Genomic DNA, 22,900 nt, shown 5'->3' with positions numbered 1-22,900 from the left:
CTCTCCGGGACGCGTCAGAGCTGCTCGCGCACGCCCGCCTCGCGCGCCAGTCCCTTCGCCTGGTCGCGCAGGTCGCCCCGGACCGCCGTACGAGCCCGGCCCCGGCGGGCCAGGGGGAGGAGCGCGCGCCCGTGCGCGTCCTCCAGTTCGAACGCCAGGGCGGCGTAGTAGGCGACGGCCGCGAGCACCAGACCGGCGACTCCCGCCGTGGTCCTCCACCCCGCGGACGCGGTGAGCTCGTAGACGCCGGTGATCGCGAACCTGGTGGCGGACATCGCCATCACGGCGGCGGCCACCAGCTTGGGCAGGCCGGCGAGGGCCGGGACGAGCATCGCCGCGGCGGCCGTGAGCAGGACGACGCCGAGCGCCGCGCTGGTCGTGCCGGGCGCGGTGGTGAGCGTGACGCCGGCGATCACCGCCCACGTGCCGGACAGGACGCCCATCGCGGCCCCGGCGACCGAATCGCGGGCGAGGAAGCCGAGGACGGAGACGAGAAACTGCAGCGGCGTGGTGAACAGCAGCGCCGCCAGGGCGACGACGCGCCCCTGCGCGGCGGGCACCCAGCCGAGCTCCATGGCGGCGAAGGCGGTCGTGGCCAGGGCCAGACCGAGGAACCCCAGCGGCAGCGGGCTTCCCACGGGCCGCAGGACCACACGGACCACGCCGTCCTGTCCGCCTGCCTGCTCCCCGGGGAGATCGCGCCCGCTCATCGGCCCGGCGGCGCCGCCCGGCTGCGGCCTCGCCGCACCGTCACGACCGGTTGTCCGGCTCTTGGGTCCGGCTGTCGAACTCGGTGTGGCCGTTGGGGCACTTCGGAATCGTGTCGCCCTCCTGGACCGACACCTTCTCGCCGCAGACGGCGCAGTGGAAGACGCCGGTCTTACGGGCCTTCTCACCGGTGTGGGCGGGCACGGCGCCTCCTCGCTCAGCTCATCGCGGCGGAACCGCTCGGGGCAGGCGCGGGCGGGGCTCCGGTCGGAGCGGCCTCTCCCCCGCCCTGTGCGGAACGTGCGACATGGCGCTCGATACCCCCATCACGGGAGAGCCACGCGGCTTTTGCCCGATTCTTGGCGACGGGCTGGGCGCGGGACGGCCCGCGGGGGGCCGTCCCGGCGGGAGGTCACTTGCCGGCGCTCTCCACCGCGTCACGCAGCGATTTCGGCACGAAGGCGACGTTGGTGTCGAGCTCCTTGCCGTTGAGCTTGACGGTCGGCGTGCCGGTCAGCTTCTGCGTGCTCATGGTCTGCGCGGAGAACTGCTGGTGCGCGGCGACGTTGCGCTGCTGCCGTACGCAGTTGTCGAAGTCTTCGGCGGTGACTCCGGCTTCCTTGCCCCACTTGATCAGCTCGTCGATCGTGAAGCCAGTCACGGTCTCGCTCGGCTGGTTCTTGTAGAGCTTGTCGTGGAACGCCAGCCACTGCCGGCCGTCGGTGACGCAGCGGGCGGCGGAGGCCGCGCGCAGCGAGTTGCCCTTGGTCGGCTCCTGCGTGAAGATCGTGATCGGGTGGTAGACGACCTTGGCCTTGCCCTCGGCGGCCAGGTTCTTCAGCGTGGAGCCGCTGGTCTCCTCGAACTGCTTGCACGCCGGGCACTGGAAGTCCTCGAACACGTCGACCACGGGCGCGGTCACGCCGGACTTGGCCATCACGACCGTCCCGTCCTTCTCCACGGTGACGGGCGCGACGTTCCCGGAGGCCTCCTCCGCGGTTCCCTGCTGCACCGACCACACCGCGAAGGCGACGGCGATCACGACGATCACCGCGATGGTGGCGATCATCGTGATGCGCTTGCGCTGCTCCTGCTTGCGCAAGGCCTCCCGTTGGGCCGCGATCCGGGCCCTGGCCGCCTCACTCGTCCGCTTGCTCACGAAGCTTCCCCCCTGGCTTTCCTCACGGCGACGTCCCGCGGTCGTCCGCGGTCACACACCGTCGTCCTCGCCGCCGTCCGAGTCGTCCTCGTCCGCTGTTTCCCGCTCCCCCGTGAAGCCCAGCGCGGAGTCCAGCGACAGCCGGCTCGCCGGCCTGACCACGATCCACGCCGCGCAGACCAGCAGCCCGAGGTCGCGCATCAGCTCCCAGAAGTAGTTGGGGTCCTGTCCCGCGGCGAGCGTGCCGTCGCCGCCGAAACAGCCGCAGTCGATGCGCAGTCCCCTGGCCCAGGCCGACGCGATGCCGATCACGAACGCCACCATCAGCACCCCGCCGACGGCCGCCGCCGCGCGCGTGAACAGGCCGACGAGCAGCAGCAGGCCCGTGATGATCTCCAGGACGGGCAGGCCGTATCCCACGACCTGCGCGACGGAGTCGGGCAGGAGCTGATAGGCCCGCACCGCCTGCACCGACAGCGCGGGCGCTCCGATCTTGAGCGCCCCGGCGACGATCAGTACGCCGGCGAGCACGACCCGTGCGGCGGTCGTGACCCAGGAGAGCACGGGTTTCGCGGGCTGTAACCGTTCGGACACCGAGGCGCCGGATGCCAACTGAACCATGAGTCTCCTCGCCCGGTAGGCAACACCGACTGAACAGTACCGGGACCCAACCTCACCATGTGCTGGATAAGAGCATGGTAAGCCGCCTTATCTTGGCTGCTCGCGGCGCATGTGCGGGAAGGAAACTTCAGGGTAGCTCAGCGCCGGACACCCCGGGCGAGTTCGGACGCGAGCTCGCGTACCGCCGCAAGGCCGGACTTCTCGTCCGGCGCGTCGAGCAGGCGCCGGATGAAGGCGGACCCGACGATGACGCCGTCGGCGTACGCCGCGACCTCGGCGGCCTGGGCGCCGTTCCCGACGCCGAGCCCGACGCAGACGGGCAGCGAGGTGTTCGCCTTGGTCCGCTTGACCAGGCCCTCCGCCGACGAGCTTACGGTCTCCCTGGCACCGGTCACGCCCATCAGCGAGGCCGCGTACACGAAACCCGTGCAGCAGGCGGTGACCCGGGCGATGCGCTCGTCCGGCGAGCTGGGCGCGACGAGGAAGACCGTGTCGATGCCGGCCTCCTTGCTCGCGGCGAGCCAGGGCTCGGACTCCTCGGGCGTCAGGTCCGGCGTGATGGTCCCGACCCCGCCCGCCGAGGCGAGGTCGCGCGCGAAGCGCTCGGCGCCGTAGCGGTCGATCGGGTTCCAGTACGTCATGACCAGCGTCGCGGCCCCCGACTTCGCCACGCCCTCGACGGTGCGCAGCACGTCGGCGATGCGGGTGCCGTTGGTCAGCGACCGGTGCACCGCGTCCTGGATGGTCGGGCCGTCCATGAGCGGATCGGAGTACGGCAGGCCGATCTCGATCACGTCGCAGCCTGCCTCGACCATCGCCGTCGCCGCGGCGACGGCGCCGTCCTTGGTCGGGAAGCCGGCCGGCAGGTAGCCGACCAGCGCGGCCCTGTCCTCGGCGCGGGCCTTGTCGAACACCGCGTGGAGTGTCGTCATCGGGATGCCCTATCGATGCTGATCAGAGGTTGAAGTACTTCATAGCGGTGCCCATGTCCTTGTCACCGCGGCCCGACAGGTTCACCAGGATGACCGCGTCCGGGCCGAGCTCGCGGCCCAGCCGCAGCGCGCCCGCGAGCGCGTGCGAGGACTCGATGGCCGGGATGATGCCCTCGGTGCGGGCGAGCAGGGCGAAGGCCTCCATGGCCTCCTCGTCGGTCACGCCCTCGTAGGTGGCCCGGCCCGTGTCCTTGAGCCACGCGTGCTCGGGGCCCACGCCCGGGTAGTCGAGACCGGCCGAGATCGAGTGGGACTCGATCGTCTGGCCCTCCTCGTCCTGCAGGACGTAGGTGCGGGCGCCGTGCAGCACGCCGACGCTGCCCTCGGTCAGGGTCAGCGCGTGCTCGCCGGTGTCCACGCCCCGGCCGCCGGCCTCGTAGCCGTACAGCCGGACGCCCTCGTCCTCGATGAAGGCGTGGAAGACGCCGATGGCGTTCGATCCGCCGCCGACGGCGGCGCAGACCGCGTCGGGCAGGCGTCCGGTCAGCTCCAGGACCTGGCGGCGCGCCTCGACCCCGATGATCCGGGCGAAGTCCCGGACGATCTCGGGGAACGGGTGCGGCCCTGCGACCGTGCCGAACAGGTAGTGGGTGTGGTCGACGTTGGTGACCCAGTCGCGGAACGCCTCGTTGATGGCGTCCTTGAGGGTCTGGCTGCCGTTGGTCACCGGCACGACCGTCGCGCCGAGGAGCTTCATCCTGGCGACGTTGAGCGCCTGGCGCTCGCAGTCGACGGCGCCCATGTAGATGACGCACTCCAGGCCCATGAGCGCCGCGGCGGTGGCGGTGGCGACGCCGTGCTGCCCGGCCCCGGTCTCCGCGATGACGCGCCGCTTGCCCAGCCGCTTGGTCAGCAGCGCCTGGCCGAGCACGTTGTTGATCTTGTGGGCGCCGGTGTGGGTCAGGTCCTCGCGCTTGAGCAGGATCCGCGCGCCCCCCGCGTGCTCGGCGAAGCGCGGCACCTCGGTCAGCGTCGTGGGACGGCCGGCGTACGTGCGCAGCAGGTGGTCGAACTCGCGCAGGAAACCCAGGTCGGTCTTGGCCTTCTCGTACTCCGCGGCGACCTCGTCGAGGGCCGGGATGAGGGCCTCCGGCACGTATCTGCCGCCGAACCTGCCGAACTTGCCGTGGACGTCGGGGTCGTTCCCGTGGACCCCGTTGCCGGCCAGATCGGCGGGGGTGATGATGGTCCCTTCCGTCGGGGTCACGCGGCCTCCCTCTGCAGCGCTGTCGTTCACGAGTGCCTCTCGGAGCCGGTGTCCTGCCGCGAGGCCGGGTGGGCGCCCGCGGTCACCAGGTCGTTGACCGCCGCCTTGGGGTCCCTGCCGGTGACCAGGCTCTCGCCCACCAGCACGGCGTCCGCCCCCGCCCGCGCGTAGGCGAGCAGGTCGTGCGGGCCGCGAACGCCCGACTCGGCGATCTTGATGACGCCGTCCGGCACCTTGGGCGCGAGCTTGGCGAACACCTCGCGGTCCACCTCGAGCGTCTTGAGGTCACGGGCGTTGACACCGATGATCTTCGCGCCGGCGTCGACCGCGCGGACCAGTTCCTCCTCGGTGTGCACCTCGACGAGCGGGGCGAGCCCGATCGACTCGGCCCGCTCGATCAGCGAGACGAGCGCCGGCTGGTCGAGGGCGGCCACGATGAGCAGGGCGAGGTCCGCGCCGTGCGCCCTGGCCTCCCACAGCTGGTAGGAGGTGACGATGAAGTCCTTGCGCAGGACGGGGATGTCCACGGCCGCGCGCACGGCCGCGAGGTCGGCGAGCGTCCCGCCGAACCTGCGCCGCTCCGTCAGCACGCTGATGACGTGGGCGCCGCCCTCCTCGTAGTCCGCCGCGAGGGCGGCGGGGTCGGCGATGGCGGCGAGCGCGCCCTTCGAGGGGCTCGACCGCTTCACCTCCGCGATGACCGACACCCGGTCGCCGCCGAGCGCGGCGTACGCGTCCCGGGGCTCGGGGGCGCGGGCGGCGAGCCGCTTGAGCTCCTCGATCGGCACGTTGCGCTGCCGCTCCTCGAGGTCCTCCCGCACGCCCAGGATGATGTCCTCAAGAACACTCACGCGTCCTCCTCGCCTTCGGCTCGGAGCTCGCGCGATTTGCCTGTCCGCTCGCTCACGCGTCAGGGTCCCTCCGGTCGGCTGCTCTGCGTGTCCTGCCCTGCGATGGTATCGGCCCGCCTCGCGTCGATCCGCCACCGGGTCGATTCACGGTGCGAGGAAATGCCCGAAAGGCGTATTACGCACCACCCAGAAGACGGCCGCGACGGCGAGGAGTCCCCACAGGTACGCGGGGTGCGCGATGTCCGGGCGCACGGGCCGTCCCTGCCATGATCGTAACGCCCAGCGGGCCCACAACGTGATTACGACAGGGACGCAGAAGACAAAGAGCAGGTTCATCCGCGCCGCCCCGGCGAGGTCGGCGTGGGCGAGGTCGTGCACGGCGCGCAGCGCGCCGCACCCCGGGCAGTACAGGCCGGTCAGGTAATAGAGCGGGCAGACGGGGTAATGGCCCGGCTCGTGCGGGTCGACCACCGCCAGGTACGTCACCGCCCCGGCGAGAACCGCCGCGGCGCCGAACGGCGCGCGCAGCGACCACACCCGGTCCCACGCGCGCCGTCCGGTCACGTCCATGAAGGTCAGCCTAACGCGGGGCGCGCACGACCACGGTGCCGACGATCTTGTCGGCGAAGGTCTGCCGCTTGGCGTCCCACAGCGGCCACAGGTAGCCGATGTAGCAGGGCAGGCCGTCCACGATGTGGCAGATGCCCCGGACGACGGCCATGCCGAATCCGATGTACTCGCCGGTCTGCTCCTTGACCGTCTGGATGCCGACGACCTTCTTGCCCACCGTCTGGCCGGTCGTGCCCTCCTTGTGCTTCAGCCACAGGCCGAGGCCGAGCGCGACGACGATGGCCACGAAGGAGAGCACCAGGCCGATCCCGAAGCCGGAGCCGACCTGACCGGTCTCCTGGTCCACCGAGCCGGCGCTCAGGGCGCTGCCGATGATGCTCAGGATCCAGGTGGGGACGCCGACGATGAGGCCGTCGATCAGCGTGGCGCCGACGCGCAGGCCCCAGTGCGCGAGCTCGGGGGCCGGGTAACCACCGGGCGCGCCGTACGCGCCGCCGTACTGGCCGCCGTACTGGTCACCGGAGGGCGGTGCCGGGTACGAACCCTGCGGCGGCGGGTAACCGCCCTGCGGGTAGCCGCCCTGGGAAGGCGGCGGGTAGCCGCCCTGCGGCGGGGGATACCCGCCCTGCGGGCCGGGCTGGTTCTGGGGGTAACCACCCGGGTTGTAGCCCGGGTCGTTGCCGTACGTCATGTGGTGCTCCTGCGTGAGTGGGGAAAGGAGTCTCGGATCTTTTTCAGCGCGACGAGACCGGAGACGACCCCGAAGATCCGCGGAGCACCGCATGGAGACGGGCCGGGGATGCCGGGGAGGAGCGACGCGACGACCATGCCGTTCCCGCCGGCGCCGGAGGGTGGCCGGCGCCGATGCGGACCGGCCGGGGCCGGTGACGATGACGGCCGGAGGCCGGCTGCCGGTCACCCCGGCCGGGCGGGCAGCCGCGGCCGCCCGTGCCGCCCGGCCGACTCCCGTGGCTCATTCGGTCTCCTGTGCGGTGATCAGAGGTCGGCGCGAAGCATATCGGCAGCGGGGCGGCCGTTCCGGCGGAAATCGGCTTTGTGGACAATTTGTAATGTGAGGTGGGAACGATCCAACGCGCTTCGGGGAGGGCGCTCTCCCGCAGGCGACCCGCTAGGCGGTGGGGTCCTCGCCCTCGTCGATCGCGTCCCACATCGCCCTGTCGGCGTCCTTCACCCGGGCGGTCTCACCCGTGCCCGCACGCCCGGCGCCCCGCTCGTACCTGCTCGACATGCCGGGCCAGCGGACGCTCAGGACCGCCGCCGCCGCGCCCGCCACGGCCAGGACGAGCCCGCCCGCGGCGGCCAGCACCGGCCAGACCCAGGGGCGCGACTCCACGGAGATGTGACCGGAGGACGTCAGCGCGGTCGTCATGTGCTGCGCGGCCGCCGCGGCGATCGTCCCGCCGCGCGTGCCGTCCCACGCCCCGGCCGCGACCGCCGCGCCGAGGAGGGCGACGACCACGCTCGTCGCCCGCCGCGCGACCCCACGGGTCGCCAGTACGGCCAGCACGGCGGCGAGCGCCGCCAGCGCCGCGGGGGTGAGCCAGGCGACCAGGTCGTTGCCGGTGAGGGAGCCGCCGCCCGCTCCGGCGGGGCTTCCCGCCGTGCCGAGCGTGACCCACACGCGGCCCGCGGCCAGCAGCGCGAGGCCGCCGCCCACGGCGCAGGCGGCCAGCCAGACGAGCAGTGAGCGCCGCGCCGTACGCGCCTGGTCGCGGGCGGGCGCGGGCGCGGTCACGGCGCGCCGCTCACGTCGAGGACGTCGGCGTCGAAGCAGGTGCGGTCGCCCGTGTGGCAGGCCGCCCCCACCTGGTCGACCTTGAGCAGGATCGTGTCGCCGTCGCAGTCGAGCGCCACGTGCTTGACCCACTGCACGTGGCCGGAGGTGTCGCCCTTCACCCAGTACTCCCCCCGGCTGCGGGACCAGTAGGTCGCCCGGCCGGTGGTGAGCGTGCGGTGCAGCGCCTCGTCGTCCATCCAGGCGAGCATGAGCACCTCGCCGGTGTCGTGCTGCTGGACGATCGCGGGCACCAGGCCGTCCGGCGTGCGCTTCAGCCGGTCGGCGATCTTCGGGTCGAGGGCCATGAGGCCAATTGTGCCGCAGGTCCCGGACGCCCCCGCCGCCGCTACCCTGGCCCGCCGGCCGCCGTGGTCACCAGCGACAGCGGCAGGTCGCCCACCCGGCGTACGGCGTGGTCCCCGTCGCGCGGGCCGCCCCGGTAGACCGATCCCGCGACCCAGCTCGCGGTGTTGGACGCGACGACCCGGCCCTCCGCGTTGACCAGGAACGCCGGGCCGGGGATCTCCCGCAGCGCCGGGAGCACCGCGGCCTCGAACCGCCGGACGAACACGTCGGCCGCGGCCACCCCGGCGAAGCTCCCTCCGGCCAGCACGGGCACCGACAGCGTCAGGCTGTACTCGTCGGTGCACAGGTAGTCGACGTACGGGCCGCAGATCGTGCGCTCGGCGCCGGAGAACGGGCCGGCGTACCAGTCCCAGTGGGTGTAGTCGTAGAAGGCGCTGCTCGCGGGGTCCATGTCCCGCAGCAGCTGCACGGGCTCGCCGGAGGGGTTCTCCTGCCACCATTCGAGATACCACGGCGCGTCGGCCAGCAGACCGGGCGCGGCGATGAAGCCGATCCCCGCGATCAGCGCCGGCAGATGGGCGGGCAGATGGGCGGACAGCGCGCCGCCGCGCAGCCGGGCCCCCAGCAGCGGGCGCAGCGCCGCGAGGTCGGCCACGACCGGGCGGCGCGTGCCGCCGGCGGGCAGGACGCAGGCGACGGCGGCGTCGCGCACCTCGCGCAGCGCCTCGAAGACGCCCTCGGCCGTCTCGCGCACCCGCGCCGTCGCCGCGGCGGCGTGGTCGTGCCCGGCCTGCACAAGTGACGCCGGTGTGCTCATGCTTCTTACTCCCGCAGCCGCAGCCGAAGCTCGATGAGGTGTCGTGTCGCGTCGAGCACGTGCCGCTCGGCGACGGCCCTGGCCTGTTCGCCGTCGCCGCGCTCGACGGCCCCGGCGATGGCGCGATGCTGTGCCGCCGTCTCATCGTGCCCGCTCAGGCCCTCGTGCGGAAGCCAGAGCAACGGTCCGATGTCAGCCTGTAACCGGATCTCCTCCTGAGTGAGGCGGGCCGACTGCGAGGCCGCCGCCACCTCGATGTGGAACCGGCCGTCGAGCCTGCGCAGCCGGGCGCACGCCTCTCCTGAGTCGGCCGTCTCCGGCGCGGCGGCGACGGCGTCCATCTCGTCCAGGGTGCGCCACAGGGGCGCGACGTCCGAGGGCAGCGAGCGCTCGGCGGCCAGCCGGGCCGCCGTCCCGGCGATGGCCGCGTAGTGGTCGCCGAAGTCGCGCAGCTCGTCGGCCGCGAACGCGCGCAGCCGCGCCAGGGGGTCGAGCTCGGCGGGCAGGCGTACGAAGCTGCCGCCGCCCCGGCCGCGCCGCGTCTCGACCATCCCCTGCTGGCGCAGCGCCATGAGCGCCTCCCGCAGGGTCACGGTGGAGACGCCGAGCCGGCCCGCGAGCTCCGCCTCGCTGGGCAGTTGCTCGCCGTCCGCGAGCAGGCCGACCGCGATCGCGTCGGCCAGCCGCCGTACGACGGCGTCCACCCGGCCGGTGCTGTCCACCGGGGAGAAGACGGCCAGGCGGGCCATGTTCACGGTCGCACTCCTGTTCGCCCACGCCGTCCGCGAAAGATCGACATCCGCGAAAGTTGACGACAGTGATACCGGATCGAGTCTTTACGCGAAACATTTAACTTCATATGTTTCAGGTCATGCCAGACCAAGCAGTCAGTCTCCGCGGCCTCCGCAAGAGCTTCGGGCCGGTCGAGGCGGTGGCCGGGATCGACCTCGACGTCGCCGACGGGGAGTTCTTCGCGATGCTCGGGCCGTCCGGCTCGGGGAAGACCACCGTGCTGCGCATGATCGCGGGGTTCGAGTCGCCCACCGCAGGGACGGTCGAGCTGGGCGGGCGCGACGTCACGCGGCTCGCGCCGTTCGAACGGGACGTGAACACGGTCTTCCAGGACTACGCGCTGTTCCCCCACATGAGCGTGCTGGACAACGTCGAGTACGGCCTGCGGGTGAAGAAGGTGCCCAGAGCCGAGCGGCGCGAGCGGGCGCTCGCCGCGCTGCGCTCGGTGCGGCTTGAGGGCTTCGAGAAGCGGCGCCCGGCCCAGCTTTCCGGCGGCCAGCGCCAGCGGGTCGCGCTGGCCCGCGCGCTGGTCAACCGGCCGCGCGTGCTCCTGCTCGACGAGCCGCTGGGCGCCCTCGACCTCAAGCTCCGCGAGGAGATGCAGGTCGAGCTGAAGGCGATCCAGCGGGAGGTCGGCATCACGTTCCTCTTCGTGACCCACGACCAGGAGGAGGCCCTGACGATGAGCGACCGGATCGCGGTGTTCAACCAGGGCAGGATCGAGCAGGTCGGCACCCCCGCCGAGGTGTACGAGCGCCCCGCCACCGCCTTCGTCGCCTCCTTCGTCGGCACCTCCAACCTCATCTCCGGCGAGGCCGCGCGGGCCGTGCTGGGCAGGGAGGGGACCTTCAGCGTCCGGCCCGAGAAGCTGCGCGTCGTGCTCGGCGACGAGCCCTCTGGACCGGACGAGCACGAGGCGGCCGGCGTGATCCGCGAGGTCGTGTACGCCGGTCCGGCGACCCGGTTCGTCGTGGACCTCGACGCGGGCGGTCGCCTGATCGCCCTCCAGCAGAACCTGCAGGCGTCGTCCATGGACGTGACGGGCCTGCGCGGCGCCCGCGTCCGCCTCGTGTGGCACCGCCGGCACGAGTTCCCCATCGACGCCCCCGCCGCGCCGGTCGCCGCCGGCTGATTCGCACCACTCACAGCAAGGAGAACCACGATGCGGTCCCCCCGTCCGCGTTTCGCCAGGCCTTCTCTCGTCGTCACCGCCGCGCTGGCGCTCGCCGCCGTCGCGGGCTGCGGCGGCGGGTCGTCCCCCGCCACCGGCGGCTCGGGCGCCGCCCCCGGGGGCGGCGCCTTCAAGCCGCCGAAGATCGAGGCTCTGAAGTCCCTCGGCCCCGGCGAGGGACAGGTCAACCTCGTCGCCTGGGCCGGGTACGCGGAAGACGGCTCCAACGACCCCAAGGTCGACTGGGTCCACCCGTTCGAGAAGGCCACGGGCTGCACGGTCAACACCAAGACGGCCGGCACCTCCGACGAGATGGTCAACCTGATGAAGACCGGCGAGTACGACGCCGTGTCCGCCTCGGGCGACGCCTCGCTGCGCCTGATCGCCTCGGGCACGGTCGCGCCGGTCAACACCGACCTCGTGCCGAACTACAAAGACGTGTTCGAGGGGCTGAAGCTCAAGCCGTGGAACTCGGTGAACGGGGTCGCGTACGGCATCCCGCACGGCCGCGGGGCCAACCTGCTCATGTGGCGCACGGACGCGGTGAAGCAGGCCCCCGACTCCTGGGGCGTCGTGTTCGACCCCGCCTCGCCGTACAAGGGCAAGGTGACGGCGTACGACTCGCCCATCTACATCGCCGACGCGGCGCTCTACCTCATGTCGGCCAAGCCGGAGCTGGGCATCAAGGACCCGTACGCGCTGGACGACAAGCAGCTCCAGGCCGCGGTCGACCTGCTCAAGCAGCAGAAGCAGAACATCGGCGAGTACTGGTCCGACTACACCAAGGCGGTGCAGTCGTTCAAGTCCGGCGACACGGTCGTGGGCACGACCTGGCAGGTGATCGCCAACCTGGTGGAGGCCGACAAGGCGCCGGTCGAGACGACGCTGCCGAAGGAGGGATCCACCGGCTGGTCGGACACCTGGATGGTCGCCGCGAAGGCCAAGCACCCCACCTGCGCCTACAAGTGGCTCGACTGGATCATCTCCCCCACGGCCAACGCCCAGGTGGCCGAGTGGTTCGGCGAGGCGCCGTCCAACGCGAAGGCGTGCGAGCAGACTTCGGACAAGTCGTTCTGCGACACCTACCACGCGACCGACGAGGAGTACTTCTCCAAGGTCCACTACTGGACCACGCCGATCGCGCAGTGCCTCGACGGCCGCACCGACGTCAAGTGCACCGACTACTCCGAGTGGACCCGGGCCTGGACCGAGATCAAGGGCTGAGCGCTCCCCACGGGGGACGGCCGCCCGGCCGTCCCCCTCGGCCGCACGGAGAGAAGACGATGACGACCCTCACGACGACGGCCGCCTCCCCCGGGATGCGGAGGCGGGCCGCCTCATTCCTGCACCGGCACGCCGGGGTGCGGCTGTCGCTGCTGCTGTCGGCGCCCCTGGCCTGGCTGGGGCTGGCCTACCTGGGCGCGCTCGCGGCCCTTCTCGTCACCGCGTTCTGGTCGACCGACGTGTTCACCGGCGACGTGGTCAAGGTGTTCACCTGGGCCAACTTCACCGATCTGGTCACGGGCGAGGTCTACCGCACGGTCGCCCTGCGCTCGATCGGCGTGGCCGCGGCGGTCACGCTGATCGACCTGGTGGTGGCCTTCCCCATGGCGTTCGCGATGGCCAAGCTGGCCTCGCCGCGGGCCCAGCGCTGGCTGGTGATCGCCGTGCTCACCCCGCTGTGGGCGTCCTACCTGGTCAAGGCGTACGCGTGGCGCGTGATGCTGTCCTCGGACGGCGTGCTCGGCTGGGGCTACGGCCTGACCGCCACCGTCGTGACCTTGTCGTACCTGTGGCTGCCGTACATGATCCTGCCGATCTACGCGGGGCTCGAACGGCTGCCGAACTCGCTGCTCGACGCGGCCGGCGACCTCGGCGCGCGCGGGTGGCGGACGTTCCGCACCGTGGTCTGGCCGCTGACCTTCCCCGCCGCCGTGGCGGGGTCGATCTTCACGTTCTCGCTCTCGCTGGGCGACTACATCACCGTGAAGATCGTGGGCGGCAAGACCCAGCTCATCGGCAACGTGGTCTACGACAACATCGGCGCGGCCAACAACCTGCCCTTCGCCGCGGCCGTCGCCACCGTTCCCGTCGTGATCATGCTGGTCTACCTCGCGGCCGTACGCCGCACCGGCGCGCTGGAGAATTTGTGAGAGAGCGAAGCGAACGAACCGGCAAGCACAGCAACCTGGTTCACCGGCCGACGAAGGAGGCCTGGTGAACCTCTCTCGAACGTCCCGGACGCTGCTGCGGGCGGCGCTGGCGGCCGGCCTGGCCGTCATCTACGTGCCGCTGGCCGTGGTGCTGCTCAACTCGTTCAACTCCGACCGGACCTTCTCCTGGCCGCCCGCCGGGTTGACGCTGCGCTGGTGGGGCGCCGCCTGGGACTCGGCCGGCCTGCGCGAGGCGCTGTGGACCTCGGTCCAGGCGGGTCTCGGCGCGACCGCGATCGCGCTCGTGCTCGGCACGATGGCCGCCTTCGCCGTGCAGCGCTACCGGTTCTTCGGCCGGGAGACGGTCTCGCTGGTGATCGTGCTGCCCATCGCCCTGCCCGGCATCGTGACCGGCATCGCGCTGAGCAACACCTTCCACACGGTGCTCGGTCTCCCCCTCGGGCTGCTGACCGTGATCGTCGGCCACGCGACGTTCTGCGTGGTCACCGTCTACAACAACGTGCTGGCCCGGCTGCGCCGCATGGGCCTGAACCTGGAGGAGGCGTCGGCCGACCTCGGGGCGGACACGTTCACCACGTTCCGCCTGGTGACGTTCCCGATGATGCGCTCGGCGCTGCTCGCGGGCGGTCTGCTCGCCTTCGCGCTGTCGTTCGACGAGATCATCGTCACGACGTTCACCGCCGGGGCCGGCGTCCGGACGCTACCGATCTGGATCTTCGAGAACCTGTTCCGGCCCAACCAGGCGCCGGTGGTCAACGTGGTCGCCGCCGCGCTGATCCTGCTGTCGGTGATCCCGATCTACCTGGCCCAGCGCCTGTCCGGCGGGGACCCCCAGACCCACTGAGGGACGCGGACGGGTCAGCCGTCCGCGCCCGTCAGGGATCGAAGGCAGGGGCGCAGCAGGGCGGAGATCTGCTCGGGAGGCGCGTCGCGCAGCTCTTCGAGCTTGAGCAGGTGCCGTCCGAGGACCACGCCGATGAGCACCGCGCTGATCACCGAAGCCCGTACGCCCGCGTCGGCGGCGGGGATGGCCTCGACGAGCTGCGCCCGGTATCGGGTACTGGAACCCCATGGGCCTCGCCGCCGCGGTGCGGGCGTGATCAGGGCCTGAAGACGTCGGCCGCGGTGATCGGCAGAACGCCCTCGCGCACGTGCGTGACCTCCTCGCGGGCGCACACGGCGTACGTCAGCGCGTCCACGTCGCCGGTGAGGTTCGCCGCCTTGCGCGACAGCCGCGCCCGCAGCCGTTCCGCGTCCACGGTACGGCTCCACTCGGCCTCGCCGACGAGGACCGGAACGCGCGTGCGGGCGGGTTCCGCGAGCACGACGGCGTCAATCTCGTCCTGCCCGTCGTCCTTCCACCAGGGCCCGACGGCGACGACCCGAGGTCCGAGTTCCCCCGCCGCGGCGCGCCGCCGCAGGTGGTCGCGGAACGCCTCCTCGTAGACCAGCCCGAGATGCTCGCTCATCGCCTCGTACAGTGCCTGGACGACGTCCGGCCCGGCGCCCTGCTCGATGTCGGCCCGGTAGCGCGAGAGCGGGCCCAGGTAAAAGGCGAGGAAGGGGTCTGCGATGCGGTAGATCTTGCGCCGCGTCCGCTGCTCGGACTCGGTGACGGGTAGCACTCTTTCGAGCAGCCGGAGCCGGAAAAGCTGCCGCAGCGTCCGGCTCGGATCCGCACCCAGCGCGTCGGCGATCTCGTGATGGCGGGTCTTGCCGTTCGCCACGGCCTGCAGGACGGCCGCTGGATACTCGCCGGCTTCCGCCTCCGTGGCCAGCACGAGCTCGCCTTCGGTGAGCAGGCGCGCCCCTGGCCTCCCCGCAAGACGAAGCAGGTTCTGCTCGATCGTCAGCTCCTGGCGCCACCACGTCAGGTACAGGGGCGTTCCGCCGACGACGCCGTACACCACCGCACGGTCGGCCGGGGTCAGATCCGGCAGCATCATGGCCGCCTCATGTGGCCGGAACGGATGCACCTGCAGCGCCAGGTCGAACCGCCCGTAGAGAGGCGCTCGATATTCCTGCATCTCCCACATCGTCCGTACGGCTGAGCCGCAGACGATGAGACGCAACCGCCCGTCCCCTCCGGCCGGTCCAGGAAAGCGCGCAGAACGCCCGGTAGTTCGGGAGAGGACTTCATCAGCTCGGGAAACTCGTCCAGGATCAGCAGGAGCGCGCTGTCCTGCGCCTGCAACGCCAGGTGCTCCAGCGCGTCGTCCCAGTCCCGGTACGGACGGTCCTGCGGATTGCGACCACCAGTGGTGGTAACCGAGGCCGCCCGGACCGACAACGCGGCCAGTTCGGCGGGCGCGGGCCTTGTGCCGCCGATGTGATAAAGCGCCCGTGCACCGCAGCGAGCCGCGAACTCGGTGATGAGTGCGGTCTTCCCGACCCGCCGCCGCCCACGCGTCAGCGGGCGGTGGTCGCGGTGGTCCAGGAGGCGTAGAGGTCGGCGTACACGCCGGGCTGCTCGGCCAGGACGGTGTGCGGGCCGCGTTGGACGATCCGGCCGTGCTCGAACACCAGGATCTCGTCGGCCGCCTGGGCGGTGGACAGGCGGTGGGCGATCGAGATGGCCGTACGACCGCGGGTGACGCCGTCGAGGGCGCGGGCGAGGCGCACCTCGGTGGCGGGGTCCACGGCGGAGGTGGCCTCGTCGAGCAGCAGCAGGTCGGGGTCGGCGAGGTAGGCACGGGCGAGCGCGACGAGCTGCCGCTCTCCTGCCGACAGGGACTCACCCCGCTGGCCGACCGGAGTGTCCAGGCCGGCGGGCAGGCCGTCGAGCCAGTCGGCCAGGCCGAGCTCGGTCAGGGCCCGGGTGATCTCCTCCCGGGTGGCCGAGGGCCGTCCGAAGCGGATGTTGTCCTCGAGCGTCGAGTCGAACAGGAACCCGTCCTGCGGGACCATGACGATCCGCTCCCTGAGCGAGGAGAAGCTGACCGTGCGCAGATCGGTCCCGTCCATGAGGATCCGGCCGGAGGTCGGGTCCATGAGCCGGGTGAGCAGCTTGGCGAAGGTCGTCTTGCCCGAGCCGGTCTCCCCCACCACCGCGACCCGCGTGCGCGGCGGGATCTCGACCGACACGTCGTGGAGCACCGGCGGCCCGCCGGGGTAGGCGAAGCCCACGCCGTCGAAGCGGACCGAGATCGGGCCGCGCGGCAGCGTCGCGCCGTTCTCCGGGTCGGCCACGTCGGCAGGGGTGTCGAGCACGCCCAGGATGCGCCGCCATCCGGCGATGGCGTTCTGCGCCTCGTTCAGCACCTCGGTCGCGGTCTGCAGCGGGCTGATGAACAGCGTGATCAGGAACAGGAAGGCGATGAGCCGCCCCGCCGTGATCGACTCGGCCACGCCCAGCCAGACCCCGGCCACGACCACCAGCGCGACCGTGATCGAGGCGACCAGCTCGGTGGCCGGGAACGTGAACCCGACGATCTTCTGGGCCCGGGTCTGCGCCGCGCGCATCCCGTCCACCGCGGTGTCGATCCGCTCGGCCGTGCGGTCCTCCGAGCCGTACGCCCGGATCACCGCGCTGCCGACGACCGACTCGCTGACGGCGGCGAGGACGTCGCCGGCGCGCTCACGCACCCGGGTGTACGCCCGGGCCACCAGCCGCTGGAACCGGGGCAGGGCCAGCACCAGCGGCAGGAAGCAGACCCACACGAGCAGCGTGAGCTGCCAGGAGTAGACGGCCATGAGCACGGTCGCCACCACCAGCTGGCCGGCGGACACGATGACCATCAGCCCGCCCCACTGCATGAACGTGCTGATCTGGTCGACGTCGCCGGTCACCCGGGAGACCAGGCCGCCGCGCCGCTCGGTGTTCTGCGTCAGCACCGACAGGTCGTGCACGTGCCGGAAGCCCTTGCCGCGCAGGGCCGCCAGGCCCGACTCGGTGGAACGGTAGAGCCGTACGTTCATGAGGTAGCCGCACAGCGCGGTCAGCACGACGGCGAGCGCGCACAGGGCTACCGCGTTCCGGATGAAGGGCAGGTCCGGCACGCCCGAGCGCAGGCCGCGGTCGATCACCTGCTGCACGGCGATCGGCACGACGACCTTGCCCAGGGTGGCCAGCACGGCCAGCACGAGCGTCCCGGCGAGCCCGCGGCGGAACTCCGGGGACAGCCGCAGGCCCTGCCTGAGCGTCTCCAGGGCGCCCCGGTCGGCCGACCGCAGGGACGAGGTCTCTCCTGTGGCCGTGTCGGTCACGGCGGTCACCGCGTCACACTCCTCGTCAAGGGCTTCGGGCCGTGCGTCATGCGACGACCTCCTCATCGGTGTCTTCGCGGATGTCGAGCGCGGCCCGCTCGGCCTCCTCGCGCTCGTAGGCGGTGACGAGGTCGCGGTAGCCCGCGCAGCGGACCAGCAGCTCCTCGTGCGTGCCGTGGTCGGCGACCACGCCCTGCTCCAGATAGACGACCTCGTCGGCCAGCGCGATCGTCGCCATCCGGTAGGCGACCACGATCACCGTGGCCTCGGCGGCGCCGTCGCGCAGGCCGTAGAGGATGCGCTTTTCGACCTGCGGGTCGACGCTGGAGGTGGCGTCGTCGAGGATGAGCAGCCGGGGCTCGCGCACGAGCGCGCGGGCCAGCGCGAGGCGCTGGCGCTGACCGCCCGACAGCGTCGCGCCGCGCTCGCCGATCCGGGTGTCCAGGCCGGACGGCAGCGCGCTGACGAAGCCGTCGGCCTGCGCGAGCCGCAGGGCGGCCCAGACCCGCTCGTCCGGCACCTGCCCGGCGAGCGCGATGTTGCCGCGCACGGTGTCGTCGAACAGGAACGTCTGCTGCGGGACGAGCGCCACCGAGGCGCTCACCTCGCCCCTGGCCACCTCACGCAGGTCGACGCCGTCGACGCGTACGACGCCCTCGTCGGGGTCGATCAGGCGCGCGAGCAGCTGGGTGAGCGTCGACTTGCCCGCCCCTGTCGGCCCGACGACCGCGATCGTACGGCCCGGCGCGACGGCGAAGCTCACGTCCCTCAGCACCGCGTTCCCCGGCACGTACGCGTAGGAGACGCCCTCGGCCTCCACCCGGGCCGGGCCGGAGGCGTCCAGGCGGGCGGTGCCGTACTCCATGGAGCCGGTGGCGTCGAGGACGTCCCTGACCCGCGTCCAGCCGACGACGCTGCGCGGCAGCTCGGCCAGCACCCAGCCGAGCGCCCGTACGGGGAAGGCGAGGAGGGTGAACAGGTAGGCGACCTGGATCAGGTCGCCGGCCGCGACGCCGCCGGACTCCAGCCGCAGCGACCCGACGAGCAGCACGGCCAGCACGCCCAGCGTGGGCAGCGCCTCGAGCATGGGGTCGAACAGCCCGCGGACCCGGCCCACGGCGACGTTGGCGTCCCGCAGCGCGTCGGCCTTCGCCTGGAACCGCGCGGTCTCCGCGTCCTCCCGGCCGAGGGTCTTGACGACGAGCGCGCCGTCGAAGCTCTCGTGCGCGACCTCGCTCACCTCGGCCCGCAACTGCTGGGCCCGCATCGCGAGCGGTGAGAGCCTGCGCTGGTAGACCAGGTTGAGCACGGCCACGGCCGGGAAGATCAGGAAGCCGACGACGGCGAGCACCGGGTCGACCAGCACGATCGCCACGGCGGCCGTCACGAGCATCACGATCACGCCCACCGCCATCGGCAGCGGGGCGAGCGGCCCCCAGGCCGCCTCGACGTCGGAGTTGGCGTTGGACAGCAGCTGCCCGGTCGGGTGGCGGTGGTGCCAGGCGAGGGGCAACCGCAGATACTGCCGGGTGACGGCGCGGCGGGAGTGGGCCTGCATGCGGTACTGGTGGATGCCGGCCATGATGCGCCGGCCCATGATCCCCGCGGCCTTGAGCACAGCCACGCCGACGATCAGCAGGGCCGCCGCGACCAGCACGCCGGCGCTCGCCGTGCCATTCCGGAACGCGGGCAGCACCGCGTTGTCGGTCGCCCAGCCGAGCGCCCAGGACGAGGCGACGGTCATCGCGCCGTAGAGGGCGCTGGCGAGGACCGCGCCGGTGAAGATCCTCGGCTCGGTCCTGATCGCCACGCCGATGACCTTGAGACCCTGGAGCATGACTGAGCTGCCGGGCCGCGCGGGGGACTCCTTCGTCGGCACGCGGTGCGTTCCTTCCGATCGGGGGACCAGCCGGGGCCGCTCCCTGTGAGCGCCCCGGAGGGGGACGTTACTCACTCGGGGACGCCACCGGATCGGTCACCGGACCGACGCCACCCAAGCCCTTGGTCCTAGTTACTCCCTATCATCCTGATCAACCTGTTTATTCCTCGGACGTGCTCGGCCGCCGGGCCGGAGGGCGTGGCGGACGCATAGGCTGATCGCGTGACACACGCCCAGACGGAGCGCGCAGCGCTCTGCGACCTGCTCGACCGCCTCGGTCCCGAGGCGCCCACGCTGTGCGAGGGGTGGGCGACCGGGGACCTCGCGGCCCACCTCGTCCTGCGCGAGCGCCGGCTCGACGCCGCGCCCGGCATCGCGCTGCCGTTCCTGGCGGGCTACACCGCCACCGTGCAGGACCGCATCAAGCGGAGCCACCCCTACCCCGAGCTGGTCGGGCTCGTCCGCCACGGCCCGCCGCGCTGGACGCCGTACGGCCTGGTCCCTCGCCTGGACGAGATCGTCAACACGGCGGAGCTGTTCATCCATCACGAGGACGTGCGCCGGGCGCAGGCCGGATGGGAGCCCCGGGTCATCCCGAGGGACCTGCAGGAGGCGTTCTGGAACCGGCTGCGCGGCACCGCCCGGCTCTTCCTGCGCAAGGCTCCGGTGGGGGTCGTGCTCCGCCGCCCCGACGGGGTCAAGGCCGCCGGGCGGATGGCTGAGCCCGCGGTGGTGGTCACCGGCGAGCCGTCGGAGCTGCTGCTGTTCGCGTTCGGCCGGCAGGCGCACGCGCGGGTGACGTACGACGGGGACGCCGCGGCGGTCGCCCGGCTCCAGGAGGCCCGATTGGGGCCGTGAGGAGGGAGTCGCGGGACTTGTCCGAAATCCTCCACGTAAACGTCGTGCAATGGGGCAGCATGAGACCAGCACACGATGTGTGGGAGCGTTTGGGAGCCCCGGATGAACCTCAAGAAGGTCCTGACCTACCTGGCCATCGCGTTTGTGATCTTCTATTTGTTCACGCAGCCCGCGAACGCCGCCGGCGCGGTCAGGAACCTGTTCGGGGGCATCAGCACGGGAGCCGAACGCCTGTCCGCGTTCTTCACCTCGCTCTTCTCGGGCTGAGCCCCGCTCTTTCCGGGCCGAACCCCGCTCGTCGCGGGGCTGGGCCGCGTTCTTTCCCGGCTGGGCCGGCGGTGTCCGGGCAGGCCCGCGAGGAGTGCGGACCGCGCCGCGGCGAGGCCGTCGATCCCGCCGTCTCACGATGAGGGCGGAACGGCCTCATGTCCTCTCGGCTAGTTATGATCAACACTGCCGCCGGGTACAAACAACCGGGATACCGATTGCAGGAGGCCCCCCGATGAAGGTGAAGAAGGTTCTTACGTACGCGGCCATCGCGTTCGTGGTCTTCTACCTCTACAGCCAGCCGCACGCGGCGGCAGGCGCCGTGCGCGGCGTGTTCGACACGGTCAACACCGGAGCCAGCCGACTGGCGACCTTCTTCACCTCGGTCCTGAGTTGAGGCCGCGGACCGCCCGCCCCCGCTCTCCCTCAGGTAGCCCCGACCACGACCACAGGCAGCCACGAACGACGACCGAACCGTAGTAGCAGCCAGAGCCGCGAGGCTCTCCGCGCACAGGCCGGCAGGGCATCCGCCCTTGCTCCGCCGGCCTCTCCTTTCGCATCCCTTCGTGACCGGCGAGCGGCTCATCCCGAGGCCCAGGACCTCTGCCCTCAGGTTCCGCTCTCACACAGTCCCGTTCTCACACCCGCTTACTTCCGCAGGGCTGCGGTGAACGGGAGCGGGCGCGCCGCGACGCGCTACCCGCGCTGCCGGTGCTCCGTGAGCTCGTACTCCACGAACGCCCCGATCATCGCCCGCCAGACGGCCTCGGCGACCTCCGGGGACAGCCCCTCACGCTCCGCGCGCTCCCGCGCCGCGGTCACGACCCGCTCCATCCGGCCGGGAGCCCGTACGGCCTGCTCGTCCGTCTTGAAGGCGGCCGCGGCGCGCACGAGACGCTGCCGCTCGGCCAGCAGCGTCGTCAGACGGGCGTCGAGCTCGTCGATGCGGCGGCGGACGTCGTCGAGCGAGGTGGGGTCGGACACGTGTTCCTCCGGGCGGCGAGACGATGATCATTGGCAACTCTAGGGCCGATGCGGAAGAGCTCATGCTTCCGCCCCCGGGGTCCGGGCCCACGCCTCGGGCCCTCTCCTCACGCGTGCCGGGGACCGACCGGTCCCACCTGGTCGGCCGCGTCGAGCGGGCCTCGGAAGAGCCGGTAACCGAACGCGGCGTACCAGGCGTAGTGCCAGGCGAAGTCCGCGCGTTCGAGCAGGCCGCCGACGTGCAGCGGGTGCAACGGTGAGCGGGGTATGAGGGGCCGGAACGCTCCTGCCGCCGTGAACACCACGACCGACAGGACCGGCCCGACGACACCGGTCAACGCCAGCGATAAAGACCACACAATCGCGAATGCCGAGTTTCGCCCACTATCGCCCTATTTGAGGTGATTGGTATGGACGGTCGCATGATGTCCGGCTGACCATTGAGGAGGCGGACTCCGGAGCGCCTCATGATCCCTCGACGGACAGGAGACAGCTATGCGTGCCAAGCGTTTCCCGAGCCTGCTGGGCCTGGCGTTCCTCGCCGCCGTCGGCCTCGCGGCGGCCCAACCGGCCCACGAGGCGTCCGCCGCCGCGACCTGCTGGGGCGACCACGGGTGTGGCCGGGGCGGCGCCTTCCAGGGACAGTGGCAGTGCCAGTCGATGGCGTCCTCCTCGCTCGGCACCGGCCCGGACGCCTACCCCACGGCGATCATCGACATCGACTGAGGACCCACCGACCGGGGGCCGGATCCCGGCCCCCGGTGGGCGCTCAGCGGACCGGGTGACCGGCCGCGCGCAGCGTGTCCTTCACCTCGTGGATCTTGAGCTGGCCGAAGTGGAAGACCGACGCGGCCAGCACGGCGTCCGCCCCGGCGTCCACCGCGGGCGGGAAGTCCTCCAGCCGCCCGGCGCCACCGGAGGCGATCAGCGGGACGCTCACCGCCGCCCGTACGGCCCGCAACATCTCCAGGTCGTATCCCGACTTGGTGCCGTCGCCGTCCATCGAGTTGAGCAGGATCTCTCCGACGCCGAGCTCCTCCCCGCGCCGGGCCCACTCCACCGCGTCGATGCCGGTCCCCCGGCGCCCGCCGTGGGTGGTCACCTCGAACCCGGAGGGCGTGGGCGGCCCGTCGACCACCCGCCGCGCGTCCACCGACAGCACGATGCACTGCGACCCGAACCGGCGCGAGGTCTCGGTCAGCAGCTCAGGCCGGGCGATGGCGGCGGTGTTGATGCCGACCTTGTCGGCGCCCGCGCGCAGCAGCCGGTCCACGTCGCCGGCCGACCGCACGCCTCCGCCGACCGTCAGCGGGATGAACACCTGCTCGGCCGTACGCCGCACCACGTCGAGCATGGTCTCGCGCTCGCCCGAGGAGGCGGTGATGTCGAGGAAGGTCAGCTCGTCGGCCCCTTCGGCGTCGTAGCGCGCGGCCAGTTCGACCGGATCGCCGGCGTCCCTGAGGTTCTCGAAGTTGACCCCCTTGACGACCCGGCCCGCGTCCACGTCCAGGCAGGGGATCACCCGCACCGCTACGGTCAT

At 71.9% G+C, this 22,900-nt stretch carries 28 protein-coding genes; 8 read left to right on the top strand and 20 right to left on the bottom strand.

The annotated features are described in order from the left end of the window. Positions 1–14 precede the first annotated feature (14 nt). From IL992_RS09645 to IL992_RS09585, 13 genes are all read right to left on the bottom strand, one after another. Positions 15–710, bottom strand: a complete 696-nt coding sequence (locus IL992_RS09645) for a hypothetical protein (RefSeq protein ID WP_193202955.1) — start codon at positions 708–710, stop codon at positions 15–17. Positions 711–750: 40 nt separating this feature from the next. Continuing rightward, on the bottom strand, positions 751–912 hold the full coding sequence (locus tag IL992_RS09640; protein ID WP_079315866.1) for a zinc ribbon-containing protein: 162 nt from the start codon (positions 910–912) through the stop codon (positions 751–753). 208 nt (positions 913–1,120) lie between these two features. Beyond that, positions 1,121–1,867 carry a DsbA family protein gene (locus IL992_RS09635; RefSeq protein WP_319018448.1) on the bottom strand — a complete coding sequence of 249 codons (747 nt, stop codon included), beginning with the start codon at positions 1,865–1,867 and terminating at the stop codon, positions 1,121–1,123. A 51-nt stretch (positions 1,868–1,918) separates the two neighbouring features. After that, positions 1,919–2,488, bottom strand: a complete 570-nt coding sequence (locus IL992_RS09630) for a DoxX family protein (RefSeq protein WP_193202954.1) — start codon at positions 2,486–2,488, stop codon at positions 1,919–1,921. A 137-nt stretch (positions 2,489–2,625) separates the two neighbouring features. Further along, positions 2,626–3,420 (bottom strand): tryptophan synthase subunit alpha, encoded by a 795-nt coding sequence (gene trpA, locus IL992_RS09625; RefSeq protein ID WP_193202953.1) that lies wholly within the window; start codon positions 3,418–3,420, stop codon positions 2,626–2,628. Between the two features lie 22 nt (positions 3,421–3,442). Next, complete coding sequence (gene trpB / locus IL992_RS09620; RefSeq protein WP_226872671.1) at positions 3,443–4,648, bottom strand: tryptophan synthase subunit beta; 1,206 nt, start codon at positions 4,646–4,648, stop codon at positions 3,443–3,445. A gap of 65 nt (positions 4,649–4,713) precedes the next feature. Further along, positions 4,714–5,538 (bottom strand): indole-3-glycerol phosphate synthase TrpC, encoded by an 825-nt coding sequence (gene trpC / locus IL992_RS09615; RefSeq protein WP_193202951.1) that lies wholly within the window; start codon positions 5,536–5,538, stop codon positions 4,714–4,716. Positions 5,539–5,682: 144 nt separating this feature from the next. Next, complete coding sequence (locus tag IL992_RS09610) at positions 5,683–6,108, bottom strand: DUF2752 domain-containing protein (protein ID WP_193202950.1); 426 nt, start codon at positions 6,106–6,108, stop codon at positions 5,683–5,685. Between the two features lie 10 nt (positions 6,109–6,118). Beyond that, the gene (locus IL992_RS09605; protein ID WP_193202949.1) at positions 6,119–6,799 is read right to left on the bottom strand and encodes an RDD family protein; all 681 of its coding nucleotides are present in this window, start codon (positions 6,797–6,799) and stop codon (positions 6,119–6,121) included. 438 nt (positions 6,800–7,237) lie between these two features. Beyond that, entirely contained in the window at positions 7,238–7,864 is a 627-nt protein-coding gene (locus IL992_RS09600; RefSeq protein ID WP_193202948.1) for a Trp biosynthesis-associated membrane protein, read from the bottom strand. Then, a complete protein-coding gene (hisI, locus tag IL992_RS09595) occupies positions 7,861–8,211 on the bottom strand; it encodes a phosphoribosyl-AMP cyclohydrolase (RefSeq protein WP_030509961.1) in 351 nt (116 codons plus the stop codon). Before hisI ends, IL992_RS09600 begins: the two co-directional genes overlap by 4 nt. Before the next feature lie 41 nt (positions 8,212–8,252). After that, positions 8,253–9,029 (bottom strand): cache domain-containing protein, encoded by a 777-nt coding sequence (locus IL992_RS09590; RefSeq protein WP_193202947.1) that lies wholly within the window; start codon positions 9,027–9,029, stop codon positions 8,253–8,255. 5 nt (positions 9,030–9,034) lie between these two features. Next, positions 9,035–9,778 (bottom strand): FadR/GntR family transcriptional regulator, encoded by a 744-nt coding sequence (locus IL992_RS09585; protein ID WP_193203076.1) that lies wholly within the window; start codon positions 9,776–9,778, stop codon positions 9,035–9,037. A 122-nt stretch (positions 9,779–9,900) separates the two neighbouring features. Between IL992_RS09585 and IL992_RS09580 the strand changes: the two genes are divergently transcribed. From IL992_RS09580 to IL992_RS09565, 4 genes are all read left to right on the top strand, one after another. Then, the gene (locus IL992_RS09580; RefSeq protein ID WP_193202946.1) at positions 9,901–10,953 is read left to right on the top strand and encodes an ABC transporter ATP-binding protein; all 1,053 of its coding nucleotides are present in this window, start codon (positions 9,901–9,903) and stop codon (positions 10,951–10,953) included. 30 nt (positions 10,954–10,983) lie between these two features. After that, positions 10,984–12,216, top strand: coding sequence for an ABC transporter substrate-binding protein (locus IL992_RS09575; RefSeq protein WP_193202945.1), 1,233 nt, complete (start codon positions 10,984–10,986; stop codon positions 12,214–12,216). 59 nt (positions 12,217–12,275) lie between these two features. Beyond that, positions 12,276–13,145: an ABC transporter permease gene (locus tag IL992_RS09570; RefSeq protein ID WP_193202944.1), complete on the top strand. Its 870-nt coding sequence runs from the start codon at positions 12,276–12,278 to the stop codon at positions 13,143–13,145. A 64-nt stretch (positions 13,146–13,209) separates the two neighbouring features. Continuing rightward, entirely contained in the window at positions 13,210–14,010 is an 801-nt protein-coding gene (locus IL992_RS09565) for an ABC transporter permease (protein ID WP_193202943.1), read from the top strand. Between the two features lie 14 nt (positions 14,011–14,024). Here the strand turns inward: IL992_RS09565 and IL992_RS09560 are convergent, their stop codons facing one another. The 4 genes from IL992_RS09560 to IL992_RS09545 all read right to left on the bottom strand — a co-directional run bounded on the left by IL992_RS09560 (position 14,025) and on the right by IL992_RS09545 (position 19,209). Next, positions 14,025–14,342: a TetR/AcrR family transcriptional regulator gene (locus IL992_RS09560; RefSeq protein ID WP_193202942.1), complete on the bottom strand. Its 318-nt coding sequence runs from the start codon at positions 14,340–14,342 to the stop codon at positions 14,025–14,027. Beyond that, entirely contained in the window at positions 14,267–15,193 is a 927-nt protein-coding gene (locus IL992_RS09555) for an ATP-binding protein (protein ID WP_226872579.1), read from the bottom strand. Before IL992_RS09555 ends, IL992_RS09560 begins: the two co-directional genes overlap by 76 nt. Positions 15,194–15,575: 382 nt before the next feature. Then, complete coding sequence (locus IL992_RS09550) at positions 15,576–17,381, bottom strand: ABC transporter ATP-binding protein (protein WP_319018447.1); 1,806 nt, start codon at positions 17,379–17,381, stop codon at positions 15,576–15,578. A gap of 37 nt (positions 17,382–17,418) precedes the next feature. Further along, positions 17,419–19,209: an ABC transporter ATP-binding protein gene (locus IL992_RS09545; protein ID WP_193203075.1), complete on the bottom strand. Its 1,791-nt coding sequence runs from the start codon at positions 19,207–19,209 to the stop codon at positions 17,419–17,421. Positions 19,210–19,473: 264 nt separating this feature from the next. Between IL992_RS09545 and IL992_RS09540 the strand changes: the two genes are divergently transcribed. From IL992_RS09540 to IL992_RS09530, 3 genes are all read left to right on the top strand, one after another. Continuing rightward, complete coding sequence (locus IL992_RS09540) at positions 19,474–20,109, top strand: TIGR03085 family metal-binding protein (protein ID WP_193202940.1); 636 nt, start codon at positions 19,474–19,476, stop codon at positions 20,107–20,109. A gap of 102 nt (positions 20,110–20,211) precedes the next feature. Continuing rightward, complete coding sequence (locus IL992_RS09535; RefSeq protein ID WP_179155474.1) at positions 20,212–20,376, top strand: hypothetical protein; 165 nt, start codon at positions 20,212–20,214, stop codon at positions 20,374–20,376. Positions 20,377–20,611: 235 nt separating this feature from the next. Further along, positions 20,612–20,773, top strand: coding sequence for a hypothetical protein (locus IL992_RS09530; RefSeq protein WP_167748136.1), 162 nt, complete (start codon positions 20,612–20,614; stop codon positions 20,771–20,773). A gap of 299 nt (positions 20,774–21,072) precedes the next feature. Here the strand turns inward: IL992_RS09530 and IL992_RS09525 are convergent, their stop codons facing one another. Then, positions 21,073–21,360, bottom strand: coding sequence for a chorismate mutase (locus tag IL992_RS09525; RefSeq protein WP_193202939.1), 288 nt, complete (start codon positions 21,358–21,360; stop codon positions 21,073–21,075). Positions 21,361–21,467: 107 nt separating this feature from the next. Beyond that, positions 21,468–21,698 (bottom strand): hypothetical protein, encoded by a 231-nt coding sequence (locus IL992_RS09520; protein WP_193202938.1) that lies wholly within the window; start codon positions 21,696–21,698, stop codon positions 21,468–21,470. 157 nt (positions 21,699–21,855) lie between these two features. Between IL992_RS09520 and IL992_RS09515 the strand changes: the two genes are divergently transcribed. Then, positions 21,856–22,086, top strand: coding sequence for a hypothetical protein (locus tag IL992_RS09515; RefSeq protein WP_193202937.1), 231 nt, complete (start codon positions 21,856–21,858; stop codon positions 22,084–22,086). Positions 22,087–22,129: 43 nt separating this feature from the next. Here the strand turns inward: IL992_RS09515 and hisF are convergent, their stop codons facing one another. Continuing rightward, positions 22,130–22,900 (bottom strand): imidazole glycerol phosphate synthase subunit HisF, encoded by a 771-nt coding sequence (gene hisF, locus IL992_RS09510; protein ID WP_193202936.1) that lies wholly within the window; start codon positions 22,898–22,900, stop codon positions 22,130–22,132.

This window comes from Microbispora sitophila (assembly GCF_014892245.1).
GTDB lineage: Bacteria > Actinomycetota > Actinomycetes > Streptosporangiales > Streptosporangiaceae > Microbispora > Microbispora siamensis.
The sequence above is the reverse complement of the archived record's forward strand: the minus strand, read 5'-3'. Positions and strand labels throughout refer to the sequence as shown.